Here is a 26,273-nt window from a genome sequence, read left to right on the forward strand (position 1 = left end):
ATGCCCGGCAACACCAGCCCCGACAAGGCCCTTGCCAAGCTGCAGCAGTGGCTGGCCCACCCGGGCAACCGCGCCACCCTGCTGGAGCGCCCGGAACGCGCGCTGACCGAGTATGCCGCCTTGCCCGTGCGGCGCTTTTCCAACGCCCACACCGAAAAGGCTGCGGGCTATATACGCTCGCCCTCCACGGTGTGCATGGACAGCATGGGCTACTGGCTACAGGCCGAGGCCATCCATGCCTGGGCCGCCCAGGGCACAGACCCCGCCCCCGCCTGGTGCCGCGCTGCGGCCTGGCGCCTGTGGGGCATGGCCGTGCAGTGCGCGCGGCTGGAGGGCGGTGAGATCCGCGAGCCACACATCCAAAGCGACAAGGCGGCCGAGGTGCTCTACCTGCTGGCCGCCGTGGGCGACCGCCTGCGCTGCGCGCAATGGGGCCAGCGCATGCTGGCGCTGCGCGCGGCCGGCCATCTGCAGGATGCGGGCTCCAAGTCGGGGCCGTTCGCGCTGTCGCTGCTCACGCACTGGCTCACACCCGCGCAGGCCCAGCCCGTGAGTGCGTTCTGCATGCCGTACATGGTGGATACCTCGGGCGCATGCGCGGCCTACCAGGGGCTGATCGACCACCTGCACGCCGACAGCGGGTCACCCGCCCTGGGCACCGCCCTGCAGGCCGCGGCCGAGGCGCACCAGCAGGAGACCCGGGTCACGACCGATGAGGAGACCTTCGACTTCGACGCCTTCCACGACATGGTGGTGGCCATGGAGCTGCTGGGCTGGTTGCGCATACGCAGCTGGCTGGGCCATGCACCGCCACCCGGCTGGCCCGCGCCGCCACTGCATGCAGCCAGCGCCCTGTCGGCCAATTGGTGGGCCCACGAGCGGCAGACCGAGGCCGACCCGCTGCTTGTGCGCGTGATGCACCGCGTGCAGCAGGTGCTGCCCGGGCGCGAGATGCTGGCGCGCGAATTTGCGCCGCTGCCGCCCGACCCCTCTCCTGCGCCATGAACGTCATCGACCACGAACCTGCCAGCTGGTTCCTCGTGCAGCACGGCGACCAGTGGCTGCTTGATGTGCACTGCAGCCACAGCTTTGTGTCATACACCGTGCTGATTGCGCTCAATGCGCAAGAGACCGCCTTGTACGCGCAGAAAGGCCATGCCTACCTGAACGAATTGGCACATGCTGTCCATTATTCGGCCCCCGGGGTGAAGGGCAGCCAGTCGCCCTACAGAGACCGCAATGTGGACCGGGAGTTTGGCGCCCAGGTGTCGCAGGCCATTGCCACCTTTCGCGCCTAGAGCAGCGCTCTATCTCCCTACCGCCCGCGCCCCAGCCACAGCGCCACGGGCAGCGCCAACAGCTCGGCCACAAAGCCCACGGGCGCCCAGAAGGTCTGCCAGCCCAGGATGCGGATGTCGCGCAACCCCAGCGGCCGGGCCATGCTGGCCGGGGCATACAGCAGGATCAGCGCCGCAATGGCAATGCCGAACAGCACCAGCAGACTGGCCGCGCGCCAGGGCCGCAGGCCCAGCCGCGCGCCAAAGCGCGCATGCACGGCATACAGCACCAGCAGGCCCAGCGCCAGCGCGGGCGCCAACAGCCACAGGCCCAGGGCGATGAGTTCGGTGGGGTAGATGATCATGCGGCAGCCCGTGCGCGGGCACGCCGCCAGCATGCCAAAGGCGGTGGGATGTTAGGGCGTGTCACCATTCATTTCCCCCCCGCGCTGGCCCCGGCATGCGGATGGATGCGCGAAGCGCGGCGCAGCCCATAGTGGACTATGGGCAAGCCGCGCGACAAAGCAGACGCCGCATGCCGGGGCCAGCCCGAAGGGAAAGCCTGCAGCGCGGCGCATTGCGGCGTTGCCCTTCGCTTGCGTAGCTGGGCTACGCGGCACTCAGGGCGCCTTGCACTGCACCGCGCTGCAGGCTTTCGCGGGGGCGAAATGAATGATGACATGCCCTAAAACGCATCCTTGTACATCTCGGTCGCCAGCTCCAGCGCCAGCGCCTTGCCGCCGATGGCGCTGAGCACGTTGGCCATGTCTTCGGAGGTGTCGGTGTAAAACCAGTCGATGGTGAAGCGCAGGGTGCGGCCCAGTTGCTGCTCGCCCGCCACCATGGGGGGTTGGCCCAGGGTGCGCAGCTGCATGTTCTCGCCCAGGCGCGACTGCTCGCGCACCCACCACGAGAGGAATTCCGCCGCGCGCAGCCCGCCCTCGTTGCGCTGGATGCGGAATTCCAGCGACAGCAGCAGCTCATTGCCCAGCGCACCGCTCGAGCGGCGCAGTGCGGCGATGGGCAGGTCGGCGTGCGGGCCATTGGGCAGCGACAGGTCGGCCAGCGCCACATCGGGCAGGTAGGTGTTGTCCAGCTGCGCCTGGGTCACGCCGGGGATGGCCGTGATCGCGGCGATCAGGCGCACGACCTCGGGCGGGGCGTCCTGATCGGGCTCTGCGCCGGGGGAGCCCCCAGATCCGTCCAGCTCCGCGGGTTGCGTGGTGTCCGCATAGTCGGCGGCCAGGGCCGCGGGCTGGGTGGTTTCCGCCGGGTCGTAGGGGTCGGTGGGCTGGGTCATCGGCAGGTCTTCTTGCGGGGAGGCCAAAAATCAGGTGAGCGACGGCATATTGTCAGCCCTCAGCCTGGGCTCAGGCGGCCCATTCGTGGGTTTCGATGCCAAAGGCATCGGCTGCAAAGGCCTGGGCTTCGTCCAAGGTGGGAAACCAGTGGTCTGCCGGGGCCAGGCGGCCGTCGAGCGAGGCGTATTCCAGCAGCACGCCCCGGCCCTCCTCGCCCGTGATCTGAAAGCGCAGATCCACGTCTTCGGCGCCGGGCGTGCCCTCGTCGGCGCCAGACCAGCTGCCACCGGGGTTGACGGAGACCAGCAGGCTGCGGCGGGGAATGGCGGCACGAATGGGCATGGAGCAGGCGATGGGGCTGAGGCAGATTGGATGGGAGGTGCCGAAGTCTACCGTGTGCGCCAGGCCCGGTCAGGCCCGTAGGCTCCAGGCCCGGCGGGCGTCAAGGTTTGCCGGCGGCCCCTGGCGCAGGGGCGGGGGCGGCGGCGTTTTCATCACGCATGCGGCCCAGTGTCACCAACAGGGCATAGGCGACGACCAGGGTGGAGTGGATGGCGATGTCCGGCCAGGGGTTGCCGATGAGCCAGGCCTGGCCCACCTCGTGCAGCCCCTTGGCACCGGCCCAGGCGTGGTTCACGGCCATCACCAGCGCCAGCCGGCGCCGGTACACCGGTGGCAGAGTAGCCCCCACCAGGCACACCAGGCCGACCACCACGTAGAGGATGGACAGGCTGGACAGCGCCGCCAGCACCAGCCCCGGCGCACCCGCGCCCCGGATGTCGACGATGGTGCCGAAGGTCGCCATGGGCGCCCACCACGAGGCCAGGCCAAAGCCCAGGGCGAGCAGGCCGTCGAGCACCAGAACGGCAGCCAGCAGCTTGCCGGCAGTGAGGGGGCGAAGGGGCATGGGCAGGGAAAGAGCAAAAAGAGAAGAAAAGCAAGGAGGGCCGTGTTTGCTTGTCCGGCGCGTCCTCAGCCCCCCGCGGCAGCGGCAGCCTCGATGTTCTGCACGATGGCGTCCACATAGGGGTCATGCAGGCCGCGCTCGCGCAGCGCGCGGTGCAGCGAGAGCACGTAGTCGATGTTGGGCCCGAACACGCCCTTGGCCACCGCCACCAGGCGGGCCACGGTCTGGGCGCAGGCATCGTGCTCGTGCTGCGGGTGCTCGGGGTTGGCCACGAAGGTGATGGCGGTGACGCTGCGGCCATCTTCGAGCTGCACGGCCTGCCAGCGCGGCCAGTAGCCGCCGCCGGTCATCTCGCGCGTCCAGAGCATGCGCACCTCGTCCTGCGCCTCGGCCTCGGGCAGCTGCAGTGCCACGCCCTGCACAAAGCCGCCCGGCATGAGCGACAGCACCCTGCCCGGCCGCTCGGGGCTGCCCCGGCCGGAGATGGAGCGCAGGCAAAAGCTGCGGTGCCAGCCCTGCAGCGTGGCCGTGTGCTGCGCCTCAAAGGGCATCAGCGGGTTCCAGATCAGCGAGCCATAGCCAAACACCCAGACCGGCCCCGCGGGCCGCTGGCCCCAGGTCTCGGCAAACGAGGCATCGATGCGCTCGTTGGACCAGGCCGTGCCTTCGGGCATGGCCATGCGGCTGCGCAAGGTGCCGTTGCGGAGGTTCTCGCGGGTCAAAATGCTCATCTTGTGTCGACAATGCCCCAGGTGGTGGCGCAAGTTTGCCATGGTGCGCGCCCCTGCGGCTCAGGCCCGCCCGCCAATCTGTAACCGGTTTCGTGCAGCAGTGCCTACATGAATGGCCAGCACGAGGCCAGCGAGGTGCCGCCGCAGCACTTGGCATTGCGCAGGGTGAACAGGGGGCATGGTTCGTTGAGCGGCTCGGTATCCGGCGCTTTCGGCCCAGCAGCCATCAAGGCCCGGTAGGACGCAGCGCAGGCCAGAAACCGGCGCCGCAGCAGACGCAAACCCGCGAGCAGCCCACAGCGCTCGATGGCACGCCGGGCAAACTCCGAGCACGATGCATGCCCGGTGCGCGCGCGATGGGCACAGCAAAAGCCCTTGTACGGGGAGACGTAGCGCTGGTAGGCGCCGATGGCGGCAAGGGCAGCGGACGCGGCGGGTGTGGAATGCTCAGGCATCTGGCGCAGGTTTTCTTTCTGGGAACGCATCTCGCCAGCCCTCTGGAAACGGCGGTTCCACCCCGGCAATGGCGTACACCTCGCGCCACACAAGCGTGTCTTCGGAGTCGAGCCATACATCGCCAAGGAGCTTCTTGAACACGCCGCACACGGCGGCCTGATGCGCCGCTCGTTCAATGAACTGCGGGCCATGCGCAGTCAGCAGGTCCTCCAGCAGCAAAGCCGACAAAATCGCCAGAACCTGTGGCGGCGGCTTGCGGGCGATGACGGCAAGGATGAACTGCCAAGCTCGCTCGGGCTGGTCATCGGGCCACCGCATCACCTCCAGCATCAAGGGTTGCCGGCTTTGGTATTGTTCAGACTCCACGCCACTATGGGACTGGCCAACAATCCATTCATCGACAAAGTAGTCGAGTTGAGCGGTCATGGTAGCCAGACAGCAGCGTGCAGCGACAGCAACTGGTCGTCCACGGGAACAAAGAGCGTTGAACAAATCACCATCTATCTTCGCACTGTAGACGCAGAGTCTTTGTGGGTGAAGCCCTGTGCTGCGCAAACGGATACCTTTCGGTGCGCCTCGACTCCTTTGCAGCAATTGCCTGCACGGATAATCGCGCAGTTCGCGGGTTGCGGGCCCATGGCAAATCGTCCCGGGCCAGCGCAGTTGCTGCCTTCTCTCCAAACACCCCACCAGTCCCCCATCCATGCCCCAGGCCCTACGCAACACCTTCCTCACGCTGCGCGACCTGATCGTCTCGGCCGGCCCGCTGGCCTTTCTGGCCGTGGGCCTGCTGATCGCGGCCTACTGGTGGCTCAACCCCAACCCGCCCAAGTCGGTGACGCTGGCCACCGGCCCGGCGCAAAGCGCGTACGAGGAGTTCGGCAAGCGCTACCAGAAGGCATTGGCGGCCGATGGCATCGAAGTGGTGCTCAAGCCCAGCGCGGGCTCGTCGCACAACCTGCAGCTGCTGCGCGATGGCGAGGCCGACCTGGCCTTTGTGCAGGGCGGCACGGCCGAGTTGCTGCCCGACGACCCGGACAACCTGGCCTCGCTGGGCAGCCTGTTCGTCGAGCCCATCTGGCTGTTCTACCGCGCCGACTCGGCCCTGCGTGTGAACGCCGCGGGCCGGCTCGACAACCTGCGCCAGCTGCGCGGCCTGCGCGTGAACGTGGGGTCGGAGGGCAGCGGCGTGCCGCGCCTGATGGAGCAGTTGCTCGAGGCCAACCGCGTGGAGCTCAAGCAGGTGCGCCTGTCGCAACTGGAGCAGACGCCCGCTACGGTGGCTTTCCTGGACGGCAAGCTCGATGCCCTGGTGTTTGCCTCGGCCCCCGAATCGCTGATGGTGCAGATGCTGCTGCAAACCCCCGGCGTGCACCTGATGGACTTTGCCCAGCACGAGGCGTATGCGCGGCGCTTTCCCTACCTCACGCCCGTGACCCTGCCGCGCGGCGTGGTCGACCTGGCCAGCAACATCCCGCCGCTGGACGCGCGCCTGGTGGCCACCACCACCTCACTGCTGGCACGCGACGGCACCCACCCTGCCCTGCTCACTTTGTTTGCCCAGAACGCACAGAAGCTGCACGGCGGTGCCAGCTGGTTCAACCGCGCGCGCGAGTTCCCCAGCACCCGCCACAGCGAGCTGCCCATTGCCAAGGAGGGCGAGCGCGCCATCAACGAGCCCGTGCCCATGATGCAGCGCTACCTGCCGTTCTGGATCGCCAACCTGATCGACCGCATGTGGCTGGTGATGGGCCTGTTGATCGCCGTGCTGCTGCCCCTGTCGCGCATCGTGCCGCCGCTGTACCAGTTCCGCGTGCGCTCGCGCGTGTTCCGCTGGTACGGCCGCCTGCGCGAGATCGAAGACACCCTGGAGAGCAACCCCGCCGGCCACCCCGACATGCTCAAGGCGCTGGACGGGCTGGAGGCCCAGGTCGAGAAGATCAGCGTGCCGCTGTCGTATGCGGACGAGCTGTATGCCCTGCGCAACCATATCCAGATGGTGCGCAAGAAGTTGATGCGGGTGCAGGCGGGGGGTGTGGCGGAGGAAGCTCCTGCAGCGCAGCCTACGGAGCAAGCGGGGTGAATTCTGCGGGTGGGATGAGGCAGTTGTGCACGCCTTGATGGCGGTAACAAACTACTCCCACCAGCGCAACGGCTCGCCCGTCGTCGTGTCATAGACGTTTGCATATTGCCATTGAGCGCCCGGAAACTCACTGACAGCCGCGGCAAGGACATTTTCGATGGCAGAAAAGCCGGCCTTAACGGGAACGGTGTAGACGATCAGCCCAGCAGTCTGTCCGTCCAAGCGCCCGCCCAACCGGGCAATTTCAGGGGCGAGCCTGTTCACTGCACTTGCCGTTGCTTGTAGGTCGTCAGACTCGCTCTCGGCAAGAAAAAAATGAACAGCGACATTGCCACCCCGCGCAATGACTTCAAATGCACCGGCCTCGTTGTCAGCAAGTCGTATGGTGTCTCCCGCCGCCAATTGCAACGCATACAAAGGGGATCGAAGCAGTAGCCAGTTGCCATCCGTCTGAGGTTGCGCTGGGACCAGTTCCACTCCGCCTGCAGTTGCCCCGTCCACAGCAACACCCACATGGTGGTGCGCTGCCAATTCAGTCCGTTCTTCCATAAGGCGCTCCGCGATATTTCCATTCTGCCCAATCCAAAAGGCGCTGGCCGAAGATATGCCAGTGGCCCGGTCGACAGGGCTCGCGGCTGGAATTCAAAGGGTGGAACCCAGGCAGTCGACTACACCTGACGAGCCTGCGACCCCAGCACGCCCATGGCGCTATTCAATGCCGTTGCTGCGCAGCCAGACCGGGTCGGTCTTCCACAGGTGCTCGCGGCCGGCGTACACCTCGTCCTCGCGCAACTCCGCACCACTGCCTTCGCGCCAGTTCAGGTTGCCCAGGTGCATGAACCAGGTCTGCACACGCGGGGCCTGCACGCTGCCCTGCACGCAGGCATAACTGCGGCCCCCGTAGTCGGCCCGGTCCGGGTCGTCATGGTGCGCAGTGGCCAGCACGGCGCGCGAGGCGACCAGGTCGCCCGTGATCCAGGCCAGATCACCCTGCCAGAACTCGAAGGCGCCACAGCGCACGCTGCCGAACACGAACAGCGCCTGGCAGCCGCGCGTGTCGATGCGCGGCGCCTGCAGGTTGCCATTGACGACCACGGTGCAGGCGCGTTCCAGCAGTTCCTCCAGCGGCGTGGCCGTGCCGTCCATGTGGCCGCGCCGCTTGGCGCCAGCGGCCATGGCGTCGAAGGACTCGTCCAGGCAGGTGTCGCCGTCGAACACCAGGGCCATCAGCGGACCGTCCGCATGGGGCGAACCGAAGGGGTGGGCCATGGTGTCTTCCATGTCGTCGAAGCTGCCATCGCGGTGGAACAGCGCCGCGAGGCCAAATTCGGCGATGGCTGCGCTCAGGGGGATCAGGCGGTGGTGTGCAGGGATCATGGGGGGCACCTGTGAGGGTAGATTGCTGCGCCGGTCATCGGCATCTCGCGCTGTGTGAGATCTCCCTGCACCTGTGCATCGACTCCGTCACGGGTCTTGCCGCCCATTGGCATCATGTACAGCGCCCACATTTCGGCGCTTGCTGCCTGGCAGGTCTTTCCACCATTTCCAGGCAACTCCAAGCCCGCCCATCGTGAAAAGAAAGCCCGCCGCGACCTGGCTGTAAAACCACACAGCGCGCCCCGCGTTGTCTTGGCCTTGAAATGACGCGATCCAGAGGGTCTGCATGGCCCATGAAAGGAAGAAAAGGCTTGCACCAATGCAACCTAGCACGACCACAAGAAATTTGAAGTCACGCAGCGTCATGGTTGTCAGGGACCAGGCGAGAACTGAGCTTGCACAGTTTGCATCGAGCCAGCCCCAGGAGGTTATTCATCCGGCCGAACGAGACGGACAGACACGGAACGGACCGAACTTTTCACGCGTCTCCGCCAGGAAATCCTTGCGCCAGGTCTCGTTCAAACGGGCCTGCAACTTGTCAAGGAGCGCACTGGTGGTGTTGCAGTTGTGGGCCAAGGCAATAACGGCCGCACGAAACCGGCTCTCTGCAATGTCCTCGGCCATGCCTTCCAGCAGCGACATGTCGGCAGCGCTGCCCGATATGCCAAGCACCAGCATGGCCTGGTTGGCGACCTGCGTATCGTTCGAGGTAATCAAGCCCCGCGCATACTGGGCGAAAGCGGCTTTGTCCAAGCCCTGGTAGCCGTTCTTTTCCTGCTGTGCGAGCACATCTGCGATTTCGATCCGGATCCGCGGATGGTTCAGGAAATTGGGGTCGACTCCGCGCAGGTCCGTGCCGTTCCAGAAGCCGACAAAGATGGGCGTCAAATGGCCTGCATACTGCGCGCGTTTGGCATCGTTCATGGTCCGGATGACGCGATCGAAATCCTGGGACCGAAGGTCGTCCAGCAAGCGCGCTTCGCTGACGTTGGACTCCGCTGGCGCACGGCTCTGCACGGGCGCCGATGCGGTCTGCGTGGGAGCAGCGGGTGCGATGCTGCTCGGCGGCGCAGTGCTGGATTGGTCACAGCCGCTCAGCGCGCAAGACGCAATGACGAGCATGCTGGGCAGTAGATTTTTCATGCCTTTTTGCGATCCACAGCAGCACCCCTTGGCTCGCTGCGCACATCAACGAAATAGGCAATGACGCGAAACCCCAAATATCCGATGAGCGCCCCCATTGCCAACCCCACCCTCAGATCCAACAAGCCGCGCTCCCTTGCGGGTATGAGCCAAGCCATGACCGCGGCCCCGATGAGTGCACCGCTGAACATGAAAAGAGCTGCGGCAATATGGTTGGGGTTGTGGTGCATGGCCGACCTATGCGCGGTCTTCCTGCAACAGGTCCTGAACCAGGCCTCGGCGCTGCAAGAACTTCAGCACTGGATAGGCGGCCAGTCCCATCAACAAAAACACTCCGCCCAAAATAAATGCCCCCACAACAGCCATCACCAGATCCATCCAAACGGAAGATGCAAAGCTACTGAGATCCCCCCGAAATAGCTCCACCACATACAACAATGGGGTCCAGACCAATGCCCCAACGAATCCTACAAAGAACTGAAGCTTGAGCAATGCAGAGAGTGATTTCATATATAAAAATTTGTGCTTATTTTAGCCTGGCGGATTTCATCGGCATAACAAAATTGATTACTTTCTGACGAGTTCTATGGCGTCCGGATCGACGGAAATCGAATGAAACTCAGTGCTTCCATCTTCTCGTTGCCAGCTTAGGCTGACCCACACGAGACCGTCGTCATACACATCAAATACTTCAAGAACCTGATTGAGCATGGACGAAACGTCTGAATGCTCGGATCCAGCAAGCCGTTTGAGAATAGACGGTCGGATATGAAGCAAGCGAACATGATCTCCTCGCTTCACTTCTTTACCATTTCGATCAAGTCCTGGCTTGTGTGTCATTCATCGCCTTGGGTTGTATGGATTAGGAAGGCCGCCGTTGTTGCTGCACACACAGTGGCACTGCTCGCCCCCAGTAGCGGGCTGCAGGGCCCCTTCATGCAGATGCCAAGCGCCGGTGAGCCGCCTTGAGCCCCCGCACCAGTTGGCCCATGCGCTTGCTCCAGGCGGCGCCCAAATCGGCGTGCTCTTGCGTCACCATCAGCCCACGCAACTCCGAACGCTCAGGGTCTTGCACCGCAGCCAGTGCCAGCAAGGCACGCTGCACCAGGGCCGCCGTGCTCTTGGGCGACCGCCTCTTGGCCCGTTTGGCCAGCGCAGCCATACATTCGTCGCTGGCGATGTCGGCAGCGAAAGCCAGGCCATGCATCTTGGCAAGCACGGTGGCCGCGGCGACCACCTCTGCGCATTCGGTGACCTCCAGGTAGGCGGAGGGCTCGGCTGAGAGAACCTGGTCGAAGGCTTCGTCGATGCGGCCAAGGCCAAGACCTGGCTCTTCTTCCAGCCCGGCCAGCCAGTCGCTCGCGTCGTCGTTTTCTTGCGCTCTGGCGCCCCAGGGGCCTGTGGTGGAGGGGTTGGGGGCCACCTGCATCACCTGCGGTGCCAGTGCGGGCGCAGCAGCAGCACTGCTGCTACTGCCACTGGGGCGCACCTTGTAGTACGCGTGGTTGCCATCGATCAGGCGGTCCACAATCGTGGCGGCGACCAGCGCTGGCTTGTGGCAAAAAAGCAGCCGGTCCAGCCCCGCGACCTCCTTGGCGGTCACGAACTTTTCAGTCCCTTTGTGGGTGACCATGGGCCGCCCCATGGTCCAGGTGTTGCTGTCGTAGTCATAGCAGATCGCCACGGGAGGCGGGAACGAAGCTTCGGCATCCTGGAAAGGCACATGCCCGACCACCAGCCAGGTGCCGTCCTTGATCGCCGAGTCGGTGCCGGAGACAAAGAACGCGATCGGGTGGGTCGCGACTTGCGCCAAAGGCTCGGGCTTTGCCGACCAGTGCGCGAATATGCCGAAGGTGTGGTCTTCGAAGATTCTGGCGTAGGCGAAGCGGGCTTCGGGCAGGGGGATGGTGACGATGTCACCGGGCTTGTATTTGATTTTTCCAGATTTGGCCATAGCCTCCTCAAGTCATCTCATTGACGTTGCACTCACGCATGCTTGAACACTGCCGCGATTGATCGGCACGGGGCCTGAGGCGATGGGCAGGCACAGGCCATTGCTCGTACTCGTTTTTTTCGCTAAACCCACTTTCCTTTTGCCTTCGACAGCTTCGGAAAGCCCAACGCTTTGGCGCGTTGAATAGCCCCATCAACCACGGCGGGCAGAGCCAGTAGGTCAACTATCGCCACGCCAATCTCCTGCGCCTCATGCCCCCAATACACGCGCCCCTCGCCATTGTCAGGGCTCAGATCGGACGTCTCGCCAATGGGTTGCATTTCTTGCCCCAACTGGGTGCCCAATCCAAACCGCACGACAGAGACCGCATCCTGGAAGTAGTACCTGGCCGAGCCGTCAGGAGGTGGGTCGAATAGGTTCATACCTGCATATACCATTGGCTCAATGCCCGGCATCGTGTGAGCTACGTCCGCGTATGTGATTCGATAGTAAGTTGCACCTACCTCGAGCGAATTGACATCCATGCTGTATCTCAATAAATAGCAATAAGCATCATATCCAAACCGATTACCCCCGCAAACTGCATCGGTTTTTAATCAACACTATGGCACAGGTCATTTTTGGGTCGACGGCAAAACTCTAGGCGTTATGCATTGCGAGAAGCTCGCTTTCGAGACTCCTTCAACAACATTGACCCTGCCGGATCAAAAGGTGTGCCATCGGGCGTAGTTAGTTTGCCTCCATAGACCCTTACCAGGTTCTGCAGAAACGATTCAACGAACTCCAACGCCGCAACCAGCGCCTCCATCTCATCCTCCCCAAACATCTCGGTAGTAAGCTCTGGGTCGTCGCACGTAAGGACAAGACAGGCCGCGTACTTCTCCATACCTGCTGTTCTAGCATCCGCGTACGGAGCCCCAACGGCCACATGAACAGGGGTCTGATGCCCATCAGATCCAACGAATATCAGATCGCGCTCTGCAATGGCCACGAATGAGATGGTCATGGTTTCGGTGCTGCGTGCTTGAACACTGCCGTGATTGGCATGGAGCCTGAGGTGATGGGCAAGTACAGTAGAGCTCAGGTGTTGCACTTCAACTCTGAGACCTCCAAGTAATTCTCACAGAGCAACAGCGGCATTATTCAAATCAACAATTAGTCCCCCAAAGACTCAACGACTCACGAACCACTCTCAGAGAATTAATGGTTTCAGGACTATTTTTCAATTCAGCAGCCAACCCTTCAAACGGAGGGTGTTCGCGCCAATACTCACTTAGCCTGAGTATTGTATTTTTCTTATACGAATTATCCTTTTTGTCGCAAGAAACACCATCACTCAAATCTACCTGCAACAGGTGGCGATGAATATTTAAATCAATATCAGCCCTAACAATATTAAAATCAGGTGTATTTTTAATTTTTTGAACAATAGTTAAATTCCGGGCGATATCAATAATTGCTTGACCTTCAATCGCCGCTGAAAACCTATTAAATGCAACACCATACCCCAGCATCACGCCCAAAAGAAACATCAATATCACAACAGAACCAGCGATAAAATTATTTTTTACCTGAATCATTTTTTCGGATCCGATGGATTATAAGGATTGCCCGGCAAAGGGGTTAAATCACAATCCGCCTCACAAGAGGCACCAATTTCAAGATAATTTCCCGCCTGAGCTTTTGCTTGACAGCATGCGCGACATGCTTGATAAGTCGGCATCTGCTCATGACATTTGACCCGACGGGTCTTCTTACCTCCCGCCGTAATTACATCCCATAGTCCACACGATTGAGAGGTTTCAGGCGGTTTCCCTATAGGCATGTTTGGGCTTGAAGCCAGTCCGAACGGGTCAATAAAAGATAGAGCATTCCCCTCCACATACCCAAACCGATTGAACCCGCCCTCCAGCCCAATCGGATCGGCCTGCGTATACCGCCCCCGCTCCGCACTGTAGCTGCGGAAGTAGTTGTAGTGCCAAACCCCGGATCCGGCAGTTGACCACGCCAGTGTCCTCCAGTGACCGCATTGACGCAAGCAGGATAAGGCTCCCCTGGGCACCCCGGTTGGGCGATTGACAAGGCGCTATGCACCCGATAGCACCGCGCTCGCCGCACCATGCTGCGTTGCTCGTCCTTGCGCACAACAGTGCGCCGCGTCCTCACGCCTTGCCTGGCACGCCGATCACGGCACCCTCCGGCGCATTCAACTGCCGCATCCAGGGTCGCTCTCCTTGTCGTAGTACTGCCCCGGGTAGCGCAGGTTGAAGGTGGACCTCGGGGATGGTGGTGCTGCCCGTGGTGGGGTTGGTGGTTTCATTGATGAAGCGCTTGGAGCCTAGCGTGGGATCACGCAAAACTCCGAGGACGATGAGAATTTATTCAGCCGCCTGCTAACTACTCGTCTTAGAAATCCCATAACCTCTACGGCGCCTGCCCAAAAAAAATACCGCACACAGGAAAAGAAACAGCTCCCCAATATTAAAAATTAGAGAATTAATAGAAATTTCATTTCCACTTTCCACCACGGAAAAAATCAAAGGCACCAAGAAAAAAATTAGCCAAACCACCAAAACACCGACGAGAAAATATAAAAAATTTTCAACTGAGAAATTAATTTTTCTCAATTTTAGAGCACCATGAAATAGCAAACAAAAAATAGATAAAAATAGCAGATAATGAGTCAACTCATGCAGCGCCAATAAAATGAAATTGGTAAATTTGCAGACAGCCGAGAGATCTGAAATTAATACAGAACATCCAAACACTTTATGACTTACAGTCAAAAAATTTGATGGCAAAAATGGAGTAAACGCATATAGGACAAGAAAAGTATAGAAGTAAATAAAAAAAACTACACCACCTACAAATATCCACCCGATAGCCGCAATTGACTTATCGTAATTTGTATTCGTAAATTTCATGGTGCTTCTTCATTCGGCTTGGAAGGAGGCGGGTTTCCATTGCAACCCAAATTGCATCGATCAAACAAAGCTTTACTTTTGGCTGGAGACATTCCACGCATTATTCTCTTCTGGTGTCTTGCCTGACAACAATCAACGCAACCTCCCGCGTCAGTGCAATTTATATAGCAAGGTTTTTTGGGATCAGGATTTGAGCAATCACTGCATGCGCTCGGGGTAAGTCCCATCGGATCAACAAAACTCAACGGATTTCCATTCACGTAGGCAAACCGATTGAACCCACCATCCAGCCCAATCGGATCGGCCTGCGTATACCGCCCCCGCTCCGCACTGTAGCTGCGGAAGTAGTTGTAGTGCCAAACCCTGGATCCGGCAGTTGACTGCGCCAGTGTCCTTCAGTGACCGCATTGATGCAAGCAAGGTATGGCGCCTTTGGGCACCCCGGTTGGGCGATTGACAGGGCGCTATGCACCCGATCGCACCGCGCTCGCCGCACCATGCTGCGTTGCTCGTCCTTGCGCACAACGGTGCGCTGCGTCCTCACGCCTTGCCTGGCACGCCGATCACGGCACCCTCGGGCGCATTCAACTGCCACATCCAGGGTCGCTCTCTTTGTCGCAGTACTCCCCTGGGTAGCGCAGGTTGAAGGTCACCTCGGGGATGCTGGTGCTGCCCGTGGTGGGGTTGGTGGTTGCGTCGGTGAAGCGCTTGGAGCCCAGGGTGGGCTGTTCGTCGCCAAAGGCGCTGTAGGCCCATTGCCAGAGCACTGATAGCACGGGAGGCAAAAGGCAAGACCTGACCCCTTTATCCCTGCGGTGCCAGTGCGAGGGCATCAAACCGATGCAGCGCTTGACCCAAAACGATCAGCAGGTCTTCGCGATTATCATGGTCCAGCACGATGGGCTCACGCCGGTCCCCCGCGAGGTCACGTGGTAGATGGCACCGGGGAACTCGATTCGCTATGATCTTACCATTTTCAGAATTTCTGCAAACTGACGGCTCAGCTTGGTGATGGATGGGGGGGATTTTCAGAGGGCAAAAGACAAGGCCAGCCCCCTGCATGGCGCCATTTTCCTGGATGCCTGGCGCTGGAGAAGACCAAGCGTGGAGGCTTTGCAGACCTTCCTTAGTCGTTCGACACAACTTTCTCGATTCGCATCCAGACTTCATCTGACATTCGCCCTCCCTTCCAAACCCCACTCAATAGCCGCTTAAAATCAGGATCCGTCTTTGCCCGAACTTCAGCACGATCAATAAATGCAGCTCCATGCATAGACAAAAGATCCTCCAACGGCCCCGCGGATAGATTGTCAAGAACGTAGTCGTTATTGGTCAATTCAAGCACTGCCAAGATCAATGCCCACGCCAATTCTGGATCATTCTGCACGGCATCACTAAAAGCTTCGTAGACCCAAAAAGTCTGTACTTTTAGGTCTGGGTCGCTCCCATAACTCCCGATCTCCTCGTATCTTTTGACCCAAGCGTTTGCCAGTGCATGCTGCTCACCGCTTTGAATTTTCGTATACACACCCTTCATACATGAACCTCTTTCCACAAGGCCAGAAGCGACGGCAATTGTGCAGGGAATTGAGCAATCTGACTCATTTCGCCGGCCTAACTGGAGGCTCGCCCAATTGCACAAGCAGCCTATCCAATGGATTCACCTTACACCCTAACGAATCAGCACGCTCAATCAATTTTTTTAGCGCAGCAATCTTCTCGCCCATTTGACCTTTATGCCCAATCCAAGTTCCATCACGCCTGTTAATTCTGGTTATATGCGCTTTATTATAAAGATCCTTCCTATCCCTAAGCAGCTCAAAGTACCTTGATCGAATTTCATCAGCAAGCGCCCTTATTTGCTGCTCAAGCAAGATGCAATCGTACTGATTGGCGCACCACTCAATAGTTTTAGTAATTACAGGCTCGACAATTGGATAAATTATCCCACCAAGAACTAGGCCTCCGGCGCCTCCACAGGCTACTGGATTGGCTGCACAAATCGGCAGTACCAGCGGCAGCGGAAGTGTTTCTTCTGAAAGCCCTAAAAAATCTACGCTGCTAAGAGCATCCCCCCTCACATACCCAAACCGATTGAACCCACCATCCAGCCCAATCGGATCGGCCTGCGTGTACCGCCCCCGCTCCGCACTGTAGCTGCGGAAGTAGTTGTAGTGCCCAACCCTGGATCCGGCAGTTGACCGCGCCAGTGTCCTCCAGTGACCGCATTGACGCAAGCAGGATATAGCTCCCCTGGGCACCCCAGTTGGGCGATTGACAAGGCGCTATGCACCCGATGGCACCGCGCTCGCCGCGCCAGGCTGCGTTGCTCGTCCTTGCGCACAACGGTGCGCCGCGTCCTCACGCCTTGCCTGGCACGCCGATCACGGCACCCTCGGGCGCATTCAACTGCCGCATCCAGGGTCGCCCTCCTTGTCGTAGTACTGCCCCAGGTAGCGCAGGTTGAAGGTCACCTCGGGGATGGTGGTGCTGCCCGTGGTGGGGTTGGTTGTTGCATCGGTGAAGCGCTTGGCGCCCAGCGTGGGCTGTTCGTCGCCAAAGGCGCTGTAGGCCCATTGCCAGACCACTAATAGCATGGGGGGCAAAAGGCAAGACCTGACCCCTCCCCCTTGCATCGCGCGATCCACAATGCATGGACCGCGAAGCGTCCCGTTATTTTTATCGGGCAAAATACAAGGCCTGAATCCTCCAAAATTTCCAACGCCTTTAGGCTGTATTCATCGACTCCATTAACGATGAAAATTTTGATGCCATTTTTTTATCTTTTGGCAAACCCAAGTCTCCTTGAGTATACGCAGCAACCAGACGCAGACAAGCTAGGCCACTTCCTTCTACTGCCGCTTTTTTGTACCAAATTCGGGCCAACAACAAGCTTCTATCTATAATTACGCCCTCTTCATACCACAACCCCAACAAATACCCACCATACGCCTCGCCAGACTCGTATGCAAGCCCCGCATAATCCATGGCTTTTGCACCATCAAAACCAAAAGGGCTAGCACTAGCGTATTGAAGTGCCAAATTGCATGCCGCCATCCCATAGCCCCCTTGAGATGCCTGCACAGCAAGATCCAAAGCCAACCCCAAATCAACTTCAGTGCCACAACCATACTCATAGCAGTATGAAAGCTCAGCCAGCCCTGGGGGAAAATTGGAGGCTGCCGCGATTTTTGCGTATTTTAATGCCAAATCACATTTTTGATTAAATCCATTTCCGCGAAATATAATAGAACAAAGCGTAGCGGCATATGCATCCCCCCCCATTGCAGCAGCTTCAAATTCTCCAATCGAATCCCGATTAATTTCCGGCCAAATGGAAACCAAACTCCGCCCCAAAACTTGCAACTCGGTCAACTCCCCATTGACCATGATCAAGTATCTATGCAATGGACTCAAAACATTCATCATTTACCAACTCACTTTGAGTAGAAGTCGTCTATCAAATCCCGAGGAGGCTCCGATGGAGCAGAGGGTTCAGTATATGGACCACAATCTGCAATGTACTTCCTTCGCAGTATCTGATAGCTAGCCCACGCCTGCGCTTTCGCCATCGCCGGAAAATCTGGCCTCGATAGCATTCTTATATACGCATAGTAATATTGGTCCAGTATTTTTTTCATTTCTTCGCAATAACAGCCACCGCCACCTCCACTACCGCCGCCAAAAATTGGGTCATTTGCGGCACCACCCCAAGGCACGCCAACTGGCGGCCTTGGCTTTGGTATGGGTTGAAGTCCCTTCGGATCAGCTTGATTTAGTGCATTCCCCTCCACATACCCAAACCGATTAAACCCACCCTCCAACCCAATCGGATCCGCCTGCGTATACCGCCCCCGCTCCGCACTGTAGCTCCTGAAGTAGTTGTAGTGCAGGTTGCTCTCTTTGTCGTAGTACTGCCCAGGGTAGCGCAGGTTAAAGGTCACCTCGGGGATCGTGGTGCTGCCCGTGGTGGGGTTCGTCGTTTCGTTGGTGAAGCGCTTGGCGCCCAGCGTGGGTTGTTCGTCGCCAAACGCACTGTATGCCCATTGCCAGGCCACCTGGCCGTCGGGCTGTGTCAACTTTCGGGGCGTGTTCAGGTGGTCGCTGTGCACGGCATAAGCTGTTCCATTGACGATGGCGGCAATGGGCATGGGGCCGTTGGCCGTGGGCAGGTAGATGTATTGGGTGGTGCCGGTGCTGGCGCTGCCGCCCATGCCGTATTCGCCCAGCAGGGTGCCGTCCTGGCCGTAGACATACGCGAAGCCGAGCTTTTGCGCGTCGCTGCTGCCGGGGCTCCACAGGCGGGTGAAGAATTCGTAGGCGGTCTGGATGAAGCCTTTGTCTTCCTCTTCCTGGTCTTCGGGGTCGGCCAGGATGTTGTTGAGGTTTTTGCTGCTGGTGGTGCTGCCGGTGCCTGATCCGCTACTGCTGCTTGCGAACAGCGGCTCGGTCTTGAACACGCGCTGGCCCAGCGCGTTGTGGGCGTACTGGGTGCTGGGGGCGTCCATTCCTGTGCCGGTGGTGACTTTTTCCAGGCGTTCCTGGCTGTCGTACTGGAACGTGCGCAGGCCGTCGTTCAGCAGGTCGCCAGCGGCGTTGTACTGGTAGGTGACGCTGGTGTTGGCGGTGCTGGCACCTGTCTGGGTCTGGCTGAAGCCGGTCTGGCGGTTGGCCGTGAGGGTGTAGGTGCGGTTGGTGGTGGTGCCTGCGCGCTGTTGGCTGCTGGTGAGGCGGTTGCCGTTGGCGTCGTAGGTGTAGGTGACGGTGTTGGCTGCATTGCCGGCTGCCACCTGTTTGGTGAAGCCGGTGATGCGGCCTGCGCGGTTGTAGGTGACGGTCCACGTGGCGGGGGCCTGGGTGACGGTGTTCGCTTGCGCGTCGGTGCTGGCCGGTTGCATCAGGCTCTGGGTGAGGCTGGTGATGCGGCCTGCGGCGTCGTAGGTGTAGCTGCTGAACTCGGTGTTGGTGAGTTGGCCTGCGGTGTTGTACGTGCGGCTGGCCGGGATGGCGGCTGCGCCGCCGGGCAGGCTCCAGCTCCAGCCGGTGGGCTGGCCCAGGGGGCTCCAGGTGATACCGCTGACCAAGGGTTGGCCGGCCCAGGTCAGGCCGGTGAGCTGGCCGGTGGCGTCGTAGACGTTTTGCAGCACTTGGCCACCCGGGTAGGTGGTGCTGGCGAGCAGGCCCGTGGTGGGGTGGTAGCTGTAGGCCAGGGTGCGGGTGTCGTTGTTGATGAGCTTTTGGGTCTGGCTCACCACACGGCCGTGCACGTCGCGCTGGTAGGTGGTGGTACCGCTGGCGTCTTCGATCTCGCTCAGGTAGCCCTTGCTCGCCGGGGTCTGGTCGTAGCGCAGGGTGGTGGTGCCACCGGCGTGCACGATGGAGGTCGGGCGGCCCAGCAGGTCGCGTGTGATGGTGGTGGCCTGGCCCAGGGCATTGGTGATGCTGCTGGGCAGGCCCAGGGCGTCGTACTGGGTGCTTTCGCTGCCGCTGTCGGGGCTGGATTCCGACGTGGCGTTGCCCAGGGCGTCGCGGGTGTAGGTGGTGGTGACGCTCTTGGGGTCGGTGACGCTGGTGACGGCGTCGAGCGCGTTATAGGTCAGCGAAGCGGTGGCGTTCTCGGCATTGGTGATGCTCTTGACCCGGCGCAAGGCATCCAGGCCTTGGCTGGTGGTCTCGTTCAGGCCATTTGTTTCACTAGACAGATCACCGTTGTAGTCATACTTGTAGCTGACACTCTGGCCAGCAGCGCTGGTGCTCGTCACACGGTTCAGGCTGTTAATGGTACGTGCGAGCTGCCAGACCAGTTGCCCCTGGCCACCGCGCACCTCTTCGCTGATACGGTTGCCCATGTTGTCGAGCACATAGCTGCCCGTGCTGCCCCGGTTGTCACTCCAACCAGTGAGGCGCTGGGCCGCATCGTAGCTGTAGGTGATGATTTGGCCGTGCGGCAGCGTGGCGGTCAGCACCTGACCGCCCGGGCTATAGGTGAGCGTAGTGAGTTGCCCTGCGCTGCTGCGGGACAGCATGCGGCCGCGGGCGTCGTAGGCATAGGCGGTCACCAGTCCATTGGGAGCGGCATAAGTAAGCACCCGGCCTCCAATGTCATAGGTAAACGCGCTCACATGGCCTACGGCATTGGTGCTCTGCGTGACGTTGCCCAATGCGTCATACGTATAGCTCGTTACCCCACCATTGGGGGCGGTTTCCGTGGCGACAAGTCCGGCAGCGTTGTAGGTCCACGTGGTCGTACGAGCCGAGCCGCCTGAACTGGCTTCGGCAATGCTCCGGGTGAGCCTATTGCCTGCATTGTCATAGGTATAGCTGGTTGTGCGCCCTGGCGACGAAACGCTAGCAGGCAGGGGCAGGTCAGCATGCCACGTTGTGGTGGTGGTACGCGCTTCCGGTCGGCCAGACGCCTCCGTCACGCTCAATGGCAAGCGGCGAGCAGTGTCCCATTGGTAGGTGGTGTAGACGCTGTTGAAGTCGCCCTCGCGCTCGATCAGCCCAAGGTCATTTTGGACACGGGTATAGGCTTGCGAGTTGCTGGTTGCCGAATGCCAATTGCTACCGATTACTGCAAAATAACCACCTTTGCTACTGTAGTTATAGGTTCTACTTTGACCAAGGGGATCGACAACAGAAGCGGAAGAGCCAAGACTTGGGTATGAAACCGTATATTTATTGACCCCGCCAGCATGTTCTGTGCTGACCACAAGGCCTTTCTGATCATAGGCAAATGTAGAGAATCGCTGCCCCTGAATACTTACACCAGTAAGGAGATTCGCATTCAGGCTATCTTCATAGTGATATGACCTATTTGTCCCATCACCGTACGTCACATTTTGGAGCCGCCCACTCGCATCAAAAGAATAGCCAATGGGGACGCCGTCAGATGGCAAAACGCTGACAAGCCTTCCCGATCCGTCGTAAGTGAATTCCAGCGTGCGGCCAAAATGGTTGCGAACCAGCACAAGCTGCTTGCTCGCATTGTAGGTGTACTGAACCTTCAGGCCACTCCGTTCAGTAACAGAATCCAGTAAGCCGCTCTTAAAGAGAAAAACCACTCCATCCGAGGCCCTCCGCAGCTCGAACTCATCTCCCGCGAAATTAAAAGAATTATTACCACTGAGTAGTCTCCACGGGCCTGGATCTTGACCAAAAGTATCCCGCACAAATACATTTCGCTCACCTCCTGGCAGATCCACATGCAGGATGTTCTCACTAACTTTTCTCAAAAAAGAATTGTGATTATGGCGCCACGCAAGCCCCAATCCTGAATTCTCGTTGCCAGCATCTTTGACCCAGCTGCTGTGAAATAGCCGGATCATCTGGAGGCCATAAACAGCCCCACTGGAATGGTCTACTTCAGCCTGGATCTTATCCCCCGTAGCAGGGGAAATAGGATTTCCTACTGATCCGCCATCAGTCTTTGAAAAATTAGCATTGGAAAAATCAAACGCAGGCCCTGGCTTACTTGGACCTCCTCTTGCCGGGCAGGTATTACCCCCCGGATTCCCTCCTCCAGAGCTATTGTTTGAGGGAAACGTTGGAGGTGGCGGTGAAGGCTTCACCTCAACATACCTTTCGCATCGCCACTCTTTTTTCTGATTGTCCTCAATCAAAAACCATTGCCGGCCACTAGGATAGGTCACACCCTCCTGATCACACTCGGCATGCGCCATAATCTCTCTGGTCGTCGATACATCCGAATTTTGATATATTGTGCGACGAACATCCCACACATACGATGTGGCCACTCCGTTGTAAACGGGATAGCCTGGCTCCGGCCTTACATCGAAAGCTTCATATGTTATGTTCGGCGAATTATAAGTAGCATATTTTGCCCTGACATCAGCAAATGCGGCCGTCAAGGTTCTGTACTTGGTAGTCCAATGGCTAATTCCACTAGCAGTTGTGTAGTAAATGTTCGGATTTTTCCTAATTACCACATCGGCCGCATGCCCCCCAGCATGAGCACACAGCAAAAGCGCAAACAGAACAAAATAGCGACTATTCACAGTCCCTCCCAAGCAGAAATTTTATATAACTCGAAAAATCATCAGACCGCGCATCCACTCAAGGAGAGACGCACGACGCGCGGCTGTACTTTACCCAGTCCTCAAGCAAACCTGCTCAATCCCACGAACTCAGCGCAACAAAATGTTAAAAGCATAGAAAATGCAGCTTAAAAACATCACCCATTTAGGTGAGCAGAGTTGAAACAAGCCAGCGCGAACAGCAAGCAGCCTCTCGGGAGAGTCTTCAAAAGGCAGTTGAAATGAAAAGGGCAGCAGACCAGCACTTCAGCCGACCTGGAGCATGCAGCATGGGGAATCCCCGTGACCCGCCCTGCTCTACACCCTGCTGCGCTGCGCAGATCACAATCAATGGCCGTGCTCGCTCAGTCACAAATCCAGCTTCAGGCTGACAGGGCAGGAGGCCCGCATGACAATCTCGCACGGGTCGGCTATGAGCTGAGGCGAGGTCAGCCCCTTGAGCCAAAACACCATGAGTGAGACTGTGCCGTCGCGTTGGGCCGCGCAGCAGGTTGCGAAGACTGAGGTACAAGGCCACGCTGCGTCTCCTCATGCAGAATGTCCCAATCTGCCCACCGAGAAAGAAGGAGCCCCCATGGAACGCGCCATCGAACTCGCAGGTTTCTTTGCCGCGCACGGCATCTGGTGCGTGGCCGAGGGGGAGCCCCTGACGCCCATGCTGGCCCAGGAGTCGGCGGCCTATGGGCGCAACATGCTGCGCTTTGCGGCCGACCAACTCGAAGAAGGCGTGGCCCAGGCGCAGGACTACCTGGACCAGAACCCGGGCCAGGCGGAGCGTGCGGCCATGGTGTACGACGGTTTCATCACCCTGCCCTCGGGCCGCACGGACGCCTTGATCATCGTGGTGCGCTCGTACGCCAAGCCATCTGCCACCACGCTCACCATGGCCGTGCCCTACCGCAACGCGCAGTCACCCGACGGCTTTGCTGTGCACCGACCCAAGTTCATGGGCTGGCAGGGGCCGGGCACGGCGGACTACAAGGTGCTGGGCGATGCGTTCTTTCGCGGGGTCGAATCGCACGAGGCGGCGGCGCCGGTGTGGGCGCAGCACAATGATGATTCGATCTGATGAAGGGGGCGGTGCGCTGCCTCGCGAGGGAAGCCCCCGCCAACACATGGCCCAGTTTGATGGTGGAGGAAAGCTGCTGTTCTGTGGGCTGGGGGCGCAAGCATGCCAAGACCTGACCCCACCACCGTCTGGTTGTCAGATCGATACCCAAGGTGACAATGGCAGGCATGAGCGTCCGCTTCCAACAGCCCAGTGAGATTCGCCAGCCATCAGTGGACAGAAGACATGTCACTGCAGTCCCAAATTGACGAGCTCGGTGCAAGACTCTCGGGTCTGATCCGTCGCCTCAGTGAATGTGGCTACGTCTTTGACCGGCCAGAAGCGGTGCTCCCAGGCCCCGACCCGCGCGCGGCGGAGGTGATCGACAGGATTTCGCGGGAGGTTGGGCCCGTTCCTGAAGCACTTGCATTGTTCTGGCTTCGCGTGGGGAGCGTTGATCTCTCAGGCTCACATCCCGATTGGAAAGAGCCGGCCCAGTGCCCCGATCAACTGATCGTGTTTCCGGCGTCTCTCGCGCTCTACCACCTTGAGGACGATGAGGGAGGTCGCCTTGAGTACGACCTTCCATTCCAGATCGTTGTTGCGCCAGACGAACTGCACAAGGCAAACACCAGCGGCGGCCCGCCGTACTCGGTTTCGGTTCCTTCGGCAGCGATGGACCCACCTCTCAACAACTCGTCGGAGGCGGAGACGTTCCTGGAGCACATTGACCGCGCACTGCGTTGCGGCGGCTTCCCTGGCTTGGCAGGATGCAAGGACCATGGGTGGCCGCTGGACTCCTTGAAGTGCTGATGGGCAAGCCCCAATGCGCTGGGCTGCAGGCTTTCTTCCCTTCGGGCTGGCCCTGGCATGCGGTGGTGATTCGATCTGAGGCAGCGCCGGGTGGGCCCTATGCCGCGTGGGAGGCATGCCGCTGGATGAACTCCCGCGCCTGCGATGATTTCGTGAGTTCAACCCATTGCAGGTGGCCATACGCCGGGTCCTGGCGCAGCCCTGCGAACTTGACCCGGTTGCGTGCAAAGGTCGAGTACGACCACCACAGCACCGAGTCGCGCGAGAAGAACGCCATGCGCAGTGATTCGCGGTTGCCGTGGGCCAGCTGGGTCCTCAGCAGGCCGCGGCTCACGGTGCGCCAGAGCACGCGCGGGAACACAATGCTGCGCCCATAGTTGAGCCACACGATGTGCGTGGCACGCCCCCACAGCAGCTCGCGCACGGCGGTGTAGTTGCCGTCGGCCACCCAATGCTCGCCCTCGGTCGCAGCGCGCACGCTGGCCTCGAACTGCGCGGGCGGCACGGCAGCCCACCCGGGGCCCCAGTACAGGTTGTCGAGTTCGATGTGCGGGCTGCCGGTGGCCTGCGCGAGTGCCGCGGCAAAGGTGGTCTTGCCGGCACCACTGGTGCCGACGACTACGCAGCGCATGCGGGCATGGAAGAACGATGGCAGTTGCTCATTCATGCCGCCCCGGGCCCCTGCCACCAGGTGAAGGCCTTGCGCGCGGCGGCCACCGAGGGGTAGGCATAGTCGGAGCCGTGTGCATCGGTGATGCGCACGCTGCCATCGCTGAGCTGGTGCCAGGTCCAGCCCTCCACGCCCATGGACCCGCTTTGCAGCACCTCGGCAGCAGGTGGTGGCGGAGCAGGCTCGGGGGCCACCAGCACCGGCGCGGCGACCTGGGGCGCCTGTGCCGCGGCCGCGCCCGGGCCGCCAGGGCGGGCTTCGAGCAAACGGCGGATGGCGGCCAGGTCTTCGGTCTGCCGCAGGGCCTGGAGCACGCGGAAGAACACATACGGGATCACCGCAATCGCGATGGCCAGCGCCGCAATGGCCGCCTCCTGCGGGGCGCTTTGGGCAGTGAACATGCCCGTCAGCAGCACCAGCGCGGCCACGATGGCGCCGAACAGGCTCAAGAATCCAAAGAACTTCATGGGTCTCTATCCTCCCGGTGGTTGCTTGTGGAATGGTCTGCGCCGGCTGCCCCGGTACGCCCAGGGTTTGGAATCGGCGTCAGGCCGTTGAATGTAAGGCAGCGGACCCCAGTTGCCCCGCCGCTACTTCCTGCACCACCGCCTGCAAATGCTCCACCGCGGGGTTTGCAGCGCCCACGCTGTCGCGGTGCAGTGACACGCCCACGGACGGCAGCGCGGGCAGCCCCAGCGGCTTGCCCACCGCGGCCAGGCCCGCGGGCACCTGGGCCGTGGCCCGGGGTGCCACGCCCAGCCCGGCCTGGGCGGCAGCCCAGATAGCCGAGACGCTGGCGCTGGTGAGCACCACGTGCCAGGGCCGGCCCATGCGCTCTAGTGCGGCGATGGCGGCCTGGCGAAAGCTGCAGGGCTGCTCCAGCAGCAGCAGGGGCACAGATGCATCGGGTGGTAGCGGCAGGTCTGGCTGCGCGATCCACTGTGTGGGCAGGCGGGCAATCGTTTGAGCACCGGTCTGCGCGCCTGGCTGCGCGCTGTATGACTCGCCAAACGCCAGCACCAGGTCCATCTCGCCGGCCTGCAGTTGCGCCAGCAGCGCGCTGCTGCGGTCCACGCGGATGTCGATGCGCACTGCAGGGTGCGCCCGCGCGAAGCGGGCCAGCGTGGCGGGCAGCCAGCCATCGGCAAAGTCCTGCGGCATGCCGAAGCGCACGCGGCCCTGCATGCGCGCGCCCTGCAGCGAGAGCACGGCCTCGTCATTGAGCGCAATGATGCGCCGCGCATGGCCCAGCAGCAGTTCGCCCGCCTCGGTCAGCGCCTGCTGGCGGCCCTGCTTGCGGAACAGGGGCGTGCCCACGCGCTCTTCCAGCGCCTTGATCTGCAGGCTCACCGCGCCGGGCGTGCGGTGCAGGCGCTCGGCGGCCTTGCCAAAGCCGCCGAGTTCGACGGCGGTGACCAGGGTTTGCAGGGAAGGCAGATCGAGCAGCATGACCAATAGGTTAGCCGTTTTAAACAATCAAATCAAAACTATTCGATTGTTTAAATCAATGGCGCTTTCTACAGTGCATGGAC

General features: G+C 60.4%; 35 protein-coding genes. 5 read left to right on the plus strand and 30 right to left on the minus strand.

Annotated features, from left to right (window positions below):
- The gene (locus tag HNP48_RS23765) at window positions 1-1,005 is read left to right on the plus strand and encodes a hypothetical protein (RefSeq protein ID WP_184861757.1); all 1,005 of its coding nucleotides are present in this window, start codon (window positions 1-3) and stop codon (window positions 1,003-1,005) included.
- Entirely contained in the window at window positions 1,002-1,298 is a 297-nt protein-coding gene (locus HNP48_RS23770) for a hypothetical protein (RefSeq protein WP_184861759.1), read from the plus strand. Before HNP48_RS23765 ends, HNP48_RS23770 begins: the two co-directional genes overlap by 4 nt.
- Before the next feature lie 17 nt (window positions 1,299-1,315).
- On the opposite strand, the gene HNP48_RS23775 is transcribed toward HNP48_RS23770, so the two are convergent.
- The 7 genes from HNP48_RS23775 to HNP48_RS23805 form a co-directional block, all read right to left on the minus strand.
- On the minus strand, window positions 1,316-1,642 hold the full coding sequence (locus HNP48_RS23775; protein ID WP_184861762.1) for a hypothetical protein: 327 nt from the start codon (window positions 1,640-1,642) through the stop codon (window positions 1,316-1,318).
- A 320-nt stretch (window positions 1,643-1,962) separates the two neighbouring features.
- The gene (locus tag HNP48_RS23780; RefSeq protein ID WP_184861764.1) at window positions 1,963-2,577 is read right to left on the minus strand and encodes a hypothetical protein; all 615 of its coding nucleotides are present in this window, start codon (window positions 2,575-2,577) and stop codon (window positions 1,963-1,965) included.
- A 70-nt stretch (window positions 2,578-2,647) separates the two neighbouring features.
- Window positions 2,648-2,920: a hypothetical protein gene (locus HNP48_RS23785; protein ID WP_184861766.1), complete on the minus strand. Its 273-nt coding sequence runs from the start codon at window positions 2,918-2,920 to the stop codon at window positions 2,648-2,650.
- 100 nt (window positions 2,921-3,020) lie between these two features.
- Window positions 3,021-3,485 (minus strand): hypothetical protein, encoded by a 465-nt coding sequence (locus tag HNP48_RS23790; protein ID WP_184861768.1) that lies wholly within the window; start codon window positions 3,483-3,485, stop codon window positions 3,021-3,023.
- A 65-nt stretch (window positions 3,486-3,550) separates the two neighbouring features.
- Window positions 3,551-4,216 (minus strand): gamma-glutamylcyclotransferase, encoded by a 666-nt coding sequence (locus HNP48_RS23795; protein WP_184861770.1) that lies wholly within the window; start codon window positions 4,214-4,216, stop codon window positions 3,551-3,553.
- A gap of 104 nt (window positions 4,217-4,320) precedes the next feature.
- The gene (gene yidD, locus HNP48_RS23800) at window positions 4,321-4,671 is read right to left on the minus strand and encodes a membrane protein insertion efficiency factor YidD (protein ID WP_184861772.1); all 351 of its coding nucleotides are present in this window, start codon (window positions 4,669-4,671) and stop codon (window positions 4,321-4,323) included.
- The gene (locus HNP48_RS23805; protein WP_184861773.1) at window positions 4,664-5,098 is read right to left on the minus strand and encodes a DUF6869 domain-containing protein; all 435 of its coding nucleotides are present in this window, start codon (window positions 5,096-5,098) and stop codon (window positions 4,664-4,666) included. Before HNP48_RS23805 ends, yidD begins: the two co-directional genes overlap by 8 nt.
- Before the next feature lie 277 nt (window positions 5,099-5,375).
- On the opposite strand from HNP48_RS23805, the gene HNP48_RS23810 reads away from it, so the two are divergent.
- Window positions 5,376-6,755, plus strand: coding sequence for a TAXI family TRAP transporter solute-binding subunit (locus HNP48_RS23810; RefSeq protein WP_184861775.1), 1,380 nt, complete (start codon window positions 5,376-5,378; stop codon window positions 6,753-6,755).
- Window positions 6,756-6,806: 51 nt separating this feature from the next.
- Here the strand turns inward: HNP48_RS23810 and HNP48_RS23815 are convergent, their stop codons facing one another.
- The 20 genes from HNP48_RS23815 to HNP48_RS35685 form a co-directional block, all read right to left on the minus strand.
- Window positions 6,807-7,304, minus strand: coding sequence for a DUF4265 domain-containing protein (locus HNP48_RS23815; protein ID WP_184861777.1), 498 nt, complete (start codon window positions 7,302-7,304; stop codon window positions 6,807-6,809).
- A 159-nt stretch (window positions 7,305-7,463) separates the two neighbouring features.
- Window positions 7,464-8,132, minus strand: coding sequence for a hypothetical protein (locus tag HNP48_RS23820; protein ID WP_184861779.1), 669 nt, complete (start codon window positions 8,130-8,132; stop codon window positions 7,464-7,466).
- An 87-nt stretch (window positions 8,133-8,219) separates the two neighbouring features.
- Window positions 8,220-8,498 (minus strand): hypothetical protein, encoded by a 279-nt coding sequence (locus tag HNP48_RS23825; protein WP_184861781.1) that lies wholly within the window; start codon window positions 8,496-8,498, stop codon window positions 8,220-8,222.
- 66 nt (window positions 8,499-8,564) lie between these two features.
- Complete coding sequence (locus tag HNP48_RS23830; protein WP_184861783.1) at window positions 8,565-9,275, minus strand: hypothetical protein; 711 nt, start codon at window positions 9,273-9,275, stop codon at window positions 8,565-8,567.
- Complete coding sequence (locus HNP48_RS23835; protein ID WP_184861785.1) at window positions 9,272-9,505, minus strand: hypothetical protein; 234 nt, start codon at window positions 9,503-9,505, stop codon at window positions 9,272-9,274. The genes HNP48_RS23830 and HNP48_RS23835 overlap by 4 nt, the downstream gene beginning before the upstream one ends.
- A gap of 7 nt (window positions 9,506-9,512) precedes the next feature.
- Window positions 9,513-9,785 carry a hypothetical protein gene (locus HNP48_RS23840; RefSeq protein WP_184861787.1) on the minus strand — a complete coding sequence of 91 codons (273 nt, stop codon included), beginning with the start codon at window positions 9,783-9,785 and terminating at the stop codon, window positions 9,513-9,515.
- A 57-nt stretch (window positions 9,786-9,842) separates the two neighbouring features.
- Window positions 9,843-10,115: a hypothetical protein gene (locus tag HNP48_RS23845; RefSeq protein WP_184861789.1), complete on the minus strand. Its 273-nt coding sequence runs from the start codon at window positions 10,113-10,115 to the stop codon at window positions 9,843-9,845.
- Window positions 10,116-10,209: 94 nt separating this feature from the next.
- The gene (locus HNP48_RS23850; protein ID WP_184861791.1) at window positions 10,210-11,229 is read right to left on the minus strand and encodes a DUF4259 domain-containing protein; all 1,020 of its coding nucleotides are present in this window, start codon (window positions 11,227-11,229) and stop codon (window positions 10,210-10,212) included.
- 122 nt (window positions 11,230-11,351) lie between these two features.
- Window positions 11,352-11,753, minus strand: a complete 402-nt coding sequence (locus tag HNP48_RS23855; protein ID WP_184861793.1) for a hypothetical protein — start codon at window positions 11,751-11,753, stop codon at window positions 11,352-11,354.
- A 122-nt stretch (window positions 11,754-11,875) separates the two neighbouring features.
- Window positions 11,876-12,235, minus strand: coding sequence for a hypothetical protein (locus tag HNP48_RS23860; protein WP_184861795.1), 360 nt, complete (start codon window positions 12,233-12,235; stop codon window positions 11,876-11,878).
- A 142-nt stretch (window positions 12,236-12,377) separates the two neighbouring features.
- Complete coding sequence (locus HNP48_RS23865) at window positions 12,378-12,809, minus strand: hypothetical protein (protein WP_184861797.1); 432 nt, start codon at window positions 12,807-12,809, stop codon at window positions 12,378-12,380.
- Window positions 12,806-13,291, minus strand: a complete 486-nt coding sequence (locus HNP48_RS35835) for an RHS repeat-associated core domain-containing protein (protein ID WP_184861799.1) — start codon at window positions 13,289-13,291, stop codon at window positions 12,806-12,808. The genes HNP48_RS23865 and HNP48_RS35835 overlap by 4 nt, the downstream gene beginning before the upstream one ends.
- Window positions 13,292-13,622: 331 nt before the next feature.
- Window positions 13,623-14,153: a hypothetical protein gene (locus HNP48_RS23875; protein WP_184861801.1), complete on the minus strand. Its 531-nt coding sequence runs from the start codon at window positions 14,151-14,153 to the stop codon at window positions 13,623-13,625.
- The gene (locus tag HNP48_RS23880; RefSeq protein ID WP_184862079.1) at window positions 14,150-14,542 is read right to left on the minus strand and encodes an RHS repeat domain-containing protein; all 393 of its coding nucleotides are present in this window, start codon (window positions 14,540-14,542) and stop codon (window positions 14,150-14,152) included. The genes HNP48_RS23875 and HNP48_RS23880 overlap by 4 nt, the downstream gene beginning before the upstream one ends.
- Window positions 14,543-14,737: 195 nt before the next feature.
- Complete coding sequence (locus tag HNP48_RS23885) at window positions 14,738-14,929, minus strand: hypothetical protein (protein WP_184861803.1); 192 nt, start codon at window positions 14,927-14,929, stop codon at window positions 14,738-14,740.
- 350 nt (window positions 14,930-15,279) lie between these two features.
- On the minus strand, window positions 15,280-15,690 hold the full coding sequence (locus HNP48_RS23890) for a DUF6869 domain-containing protein (protein WP_184861805.1): 411 nt from the start codon (window positions 15,688-15,690) through the stop codon (window positions 15,280-15,282).
- A gap of 64 nt (window positions 15,691-15,754) precedes the next feature.
- Window positions 15,755-16,414: an RHS repeat-associated core domain-containing protein gene (locus HNP48_RS35840; RefSeq protein WP_184861807.1), complete on the minus strand. Its 660-nt coding sequence runs from the start codon at window positions 16,412-16,414 to the stop codon at window positions 15,755-15,757.
- A 144-nt stretch (window positions 16,415-16,558) separates the two neighbouring features.
- Window positions 16,559-16,750: a hypothetical protein gene (locus tag HNP48_RS23900; RefSeq protein WP_184861809.1), complete on the minus strand. Its 192-nt coding sequence runs from the start codon at window positions 16,748-16,750 to the stop codon at window positions 16,559-16,561.
- Window positions 16,751-16,880: 130 nt separating this feature from the next.
- A complete protein-coding gene (locus tag HNP48_RS23905; RefSeq protein ID WP_221480322.1) occupies window positions 16,881-17,582 on the minus strand; it encodes a tetratricopeptide repeat protein in 702 nt (233 codons plus the stop codon).
- An 8-nt stretch (window positions 17,583-17,590) separates the two neighbouring features.
- The gene (locus HNP48_RS35685; protein WP_311773856.1) at window positions 17,591-21,835 is read right to left on the minus strand and encodes an RHS repeat-associated core domain-containing protein; all 4,245 of its coding nucleotides are present in this window, start codon (window positions 21,833-21,835) and stop codon (window positions 17,591-17,593) included.
- Window positions 21,836-22,784: 949 nt separating this feature from the next.
- On the opposite strand from HNP48_RS35685, the gene HNP48_RS23915 reads away from it, so the two are divergent.
- Together HNP48_RS23915 and HNP48_RS23920 are read left to right on the plus strand one after the other, a co-directional pair.
- A complete protein-coding gene (locus tag HNP48_RS23915; RefSeq protein ID WP_184861815.1) occupies window positions 22,785-23,279 on the plus strand; it encodes a hypothetical protein in 495 nt (164 codons plus the stop codon).
- 225 nt (window positions 23,280-23,504) lie between these two features.
- On the plus strand, window positions 23,505-24,071 hold the full coding sequence (locus HNP48_RS23920; protein WP_184861817.1) for a hypothetical protein: 567 nt from the start codon (window positions 23,505-23,507) through the stop codon (window positions 24,069-24,071).
- Between the two features lie 97 nt (window positions 24,072-24,168).
- On the opposite strand, the gene HNP48_RS23925 is transcribed toward HNP48_RS23920, so the two are convergent.
- The 3 genes from HNP48_RS23925 to HNP48_RS23935 form a co-directional block, all read right to left on the minus strand.
- Complete coding sequence (locus HNP48_RS23925) at window positions 24,169-24,702, minus strand: toxin (RefSeq protein WP_184862081.1); 534 nt, start codon at window positions 24,700-24,702, stop codon at window positions 24,169-24,171.
- 32 nt (window positions 24,703-24,734) lie between these two features.
- On the minus strand, window positions 24,735-25,208 hold the full coding sequence (locus tag HNP48_RS23930) for a hypothetical protein (RefSeq protein WP_184861819.1): 474 nt from the start codon (window positions 25,206-25,208) through the stop codon (window positions 24,735-24,737).
- A gap of 79 nt (window positions 25,209-25,287) precedes the next feature.
- Complete coding sequence (locus tag HNP48_RS23935) at window positions 25,288-26,190, minus strand: LysR substrate-binding domain-containing protein (RefSeq protein ID WP_184861821.1); 903 nt, start codon at window positions 26,188-26,190, stop codon at window positions 25,288-25,290.
- Window positions 26,191-26,273: the final 83 nt, after the last annotated feature.

The organism is Acidovorax soli, assembly GCF_014207955.1.
Lineage (GTDB): Bacteria > Pseudomonadota > Gammaproteobacteria > Burkholderiales > Burkholderiaceae_C > Acidovorax > Acidovorax soli_A.

What these genes read in the sequence shown, in the direction of transcription:
- HNP48_RS23930 (WP_184861819.1), bottom strand. Translation starts at nt 25,208, where the DNA reads ATGAAGTTCTTTGGATTCTTGAGCCTGTTCGGCGCCATCGTGGCCGCG.
- HNP48_RS23925 (WP_184862081.1), bottom strand. Translation starts at nt 24,702, where the DNA reads ATGCGCTGCGTAGTCGTCGGCACCAGTGGTGCCGGCAAGACCACCTTT.
- HNP48_RS23815 (WP_184861777.1), bottom strand. Translation starts at nt 7,304, where the DNA reads ATGGAAGAACGGACTGAATTGGCAGCGCACCACCATGTGGGTGTTGCT.
- HNP48_RS23830 (WP_184861783.1), bottom strand. Translation starts at nt 9,275, where the DNA reads ATGAAAAATCTACTGCCCAGCATGCTCGTCATTGCGTCTTGCGCGCTG.
- HNP48_RS23855 (WP_184861793.1), bottom strand. Translation starts at nt 11,753, where the DNA reads ATGGATGTCAATTCGCTCGAGGTAGGTGCAACTTACTATCGAATCACA.
- HNP48_RS23890 (WP_184861805.1), bottom strand. Translation starts at nt 15,690, where the DNA reads ATGAAGGGTGTGTATACGAAAATTCAAAGCGGTGAGCAGCATGCACTG.
- HNP48_RS23840 (WP_184861787.1), bottom strand. Translation starts at nt 9,785, where the DNA reads ATGAAATCACTCTCTGCATTGCTCAAGCTTCAGTTCTTTGTAGGATTC.
- HNP48_RS23765 (WP_184861757.1), top strand. Translation starts at nt 1, where the DNA reads ATGCCCGGCAACACCAGCCCCGACAAGGCCCTTGCCAAGCTGCAGCAG.
- HNP48_RS23900 (WP_184861809.1), bottom strand. Translation starts at nt 16,750, where the DNA reads ATGCTATTAGTGGTCTGGCAATGGGCCTACAGCGCCTTTGGCGACGAA.
- HNP48_RS23905 (WP_221480322.1), bottom strand. Translation starts at nt 17,582, where the DNA reads ATGATGAATGTTTTGAGTCCATTGCATAGATACTTGATCATGGTCAAT.
- HNP48_RS23935 (WP_184861821.1), bottom strand. Translation starts at nt 26,190, where the DNA reads ATGCTGCTCGATCTGCCTTCCCTGCAAACCCTGGTCACCGCCGTCGAA.
- HNP48_RS23810 (WP_184861775.1), top strand. Translation starts at nt 5,376, where the DNA reads ATGCCCCAGGCCCTACGCAACACCTTCCTCACGCTGCGCGACCTGATC.
- HNP48_RS23820 (WP_184861779.1), bottom strand. Translation starts at nt 8,132, where the DNA reads ATGATCCCTGCACACCACCGCCTGATCCCCCTGAGCGCAGCCATCGCC.
- HNP48_RS23775 (WP_184861762.1), bottom strand. Translation starts at nt 1,642, where the DNA reads ATGATCATCTACCCCACCGAACTCATCGCCCTGGGCCTGTGGCTGTTG.
- yidD (WP_184861772.1), bottom strand. Translation starts at nt 4,671, where the DNA reads ATGCCTGAGCATTCCACACCCGCCGCGTCCGCTGCCCTTGCCGCCATC.
- HNP48_RS35685 (WP_311773856.1), bottom strand. Translation starts at nt 21,835, where the DNA reads ATGGCGCATGCCGAGTGTGATCAGGAGGGTGTGACCTATCCTAGTGGC.
- HNP48_RS23875 (WP_184861801.1), bottom strand. Translation starts at nt 14,153, where the DNA reads ATGAAATTTACGAATACAAATTACGATAAGTCAATTGCGGCTATCGGG.
- HNP48_RS23845 (WP_184861789.1), bottom strand. Translation starts at nt 10,115, where the DNA reads ATGACACACAAGCCAGGACTTGATCGAAATGGTAAAGAAGTGAAGCGA.
- HNP48_RS23865 (WP_184861797.1), bottom strand. Translation starts at nt 12,809, where the DNA reads ATGATTCAGGTAAAAAATAATTTTATCGCTGGTTCTGTTGTGATATTG.
- HNP48_RS23850 (WP_184861791.1), bottom strand. Translation starts at nt 11,229, where the DNA reads ATGGCCAAATCTGGAAAAATCAAATACAAGCCCGGTGACATCGTCACC.
- HNP48_RS23795 (WP_184861770.1), bottom strand. Translation starts at nt 4,216, where the DNA reads ATGAGCATTTTGACCCGCGAGAACCTCCGCAACGGCACCTTGCGCAGC.
- HNP48_RS23860 (WP_184861795.1), bottom strand. Translation starts at nt 12,235, where the DNA reads ATGACCATCTCATTCGTGGCCATTGCAGAGCGCGATCTGATATTCGTT.
- HNP48_RS23785 (WP_184861766.1), bottom strand. Translation starts at nt 2,920, where the DNA reads ATGCCCATTCGTGCCGCCATTCCCCGCCGCAGCCTGCTGGTCTCCGTC.
- HNP48_RS23825 (WP_184861781.1), bottom strand. Translation starts at nt 8,498, where the DNA reads ATGACGCTGCGTGACTTCAAATTTCTTGTGGTCGTGCTAGGTTGCATT.
- HNP48_RS23770 (WP_184861759.1), top strand. Translation starts at nt 1,002, where the DNA reads ATGAACGTCATCGACCACGAACCTGCCAGCTGGTTCCTCGTGCAGCAC.
- HNP48_RS23835 (WP_184861785.1), bottom strand. Translation starts at nt 9,505, where the DNA reads ATGCACCACAACCCCAACCATATTGCCGCAGCTCTTTTCATGTTCAGC.
- HNP48_RS23920 (WP_184861817.1), top strand. Translation starts at nt 23,505, where the DNA reads ATGTCACTGCAGTCCCAAATTGACGAGCTCGGTGCAAGACTCTCGGGT.
- HNP48_RS23915 (WP_184861815.1), top strand. Translation starts at nt 22,785, where the DNA reads ATGGAACGCGCCATCGAACTCGCAGGTTTCTTTGCCGCGCACGGCATC.
- HNP48_RS23790 (WP_184861768.1), bottom strand. Translation starts at nt 3,485, where the DNA reads ATGCCCCTTCGCCCCCTCACTGCCGGCAAGCTGCTGGCTGCCGTTCTG.
- HNP48_RS23805 (WP_184861773.1), bottom strand. Translation starts at nt 5,098, where the DNA reads ATGACCGCTCAACTCGACTACTTTGTCGATGAATGGATTGTTGGCCAG.
- HNP48_RS23780 (WP_184861764.1), bottom strand. Translation starts at nt 2,577, where the DNA reads ATGACCCAGCCCACCGACCCCTACGACCCGGCGGAAACCACCCAGCCC.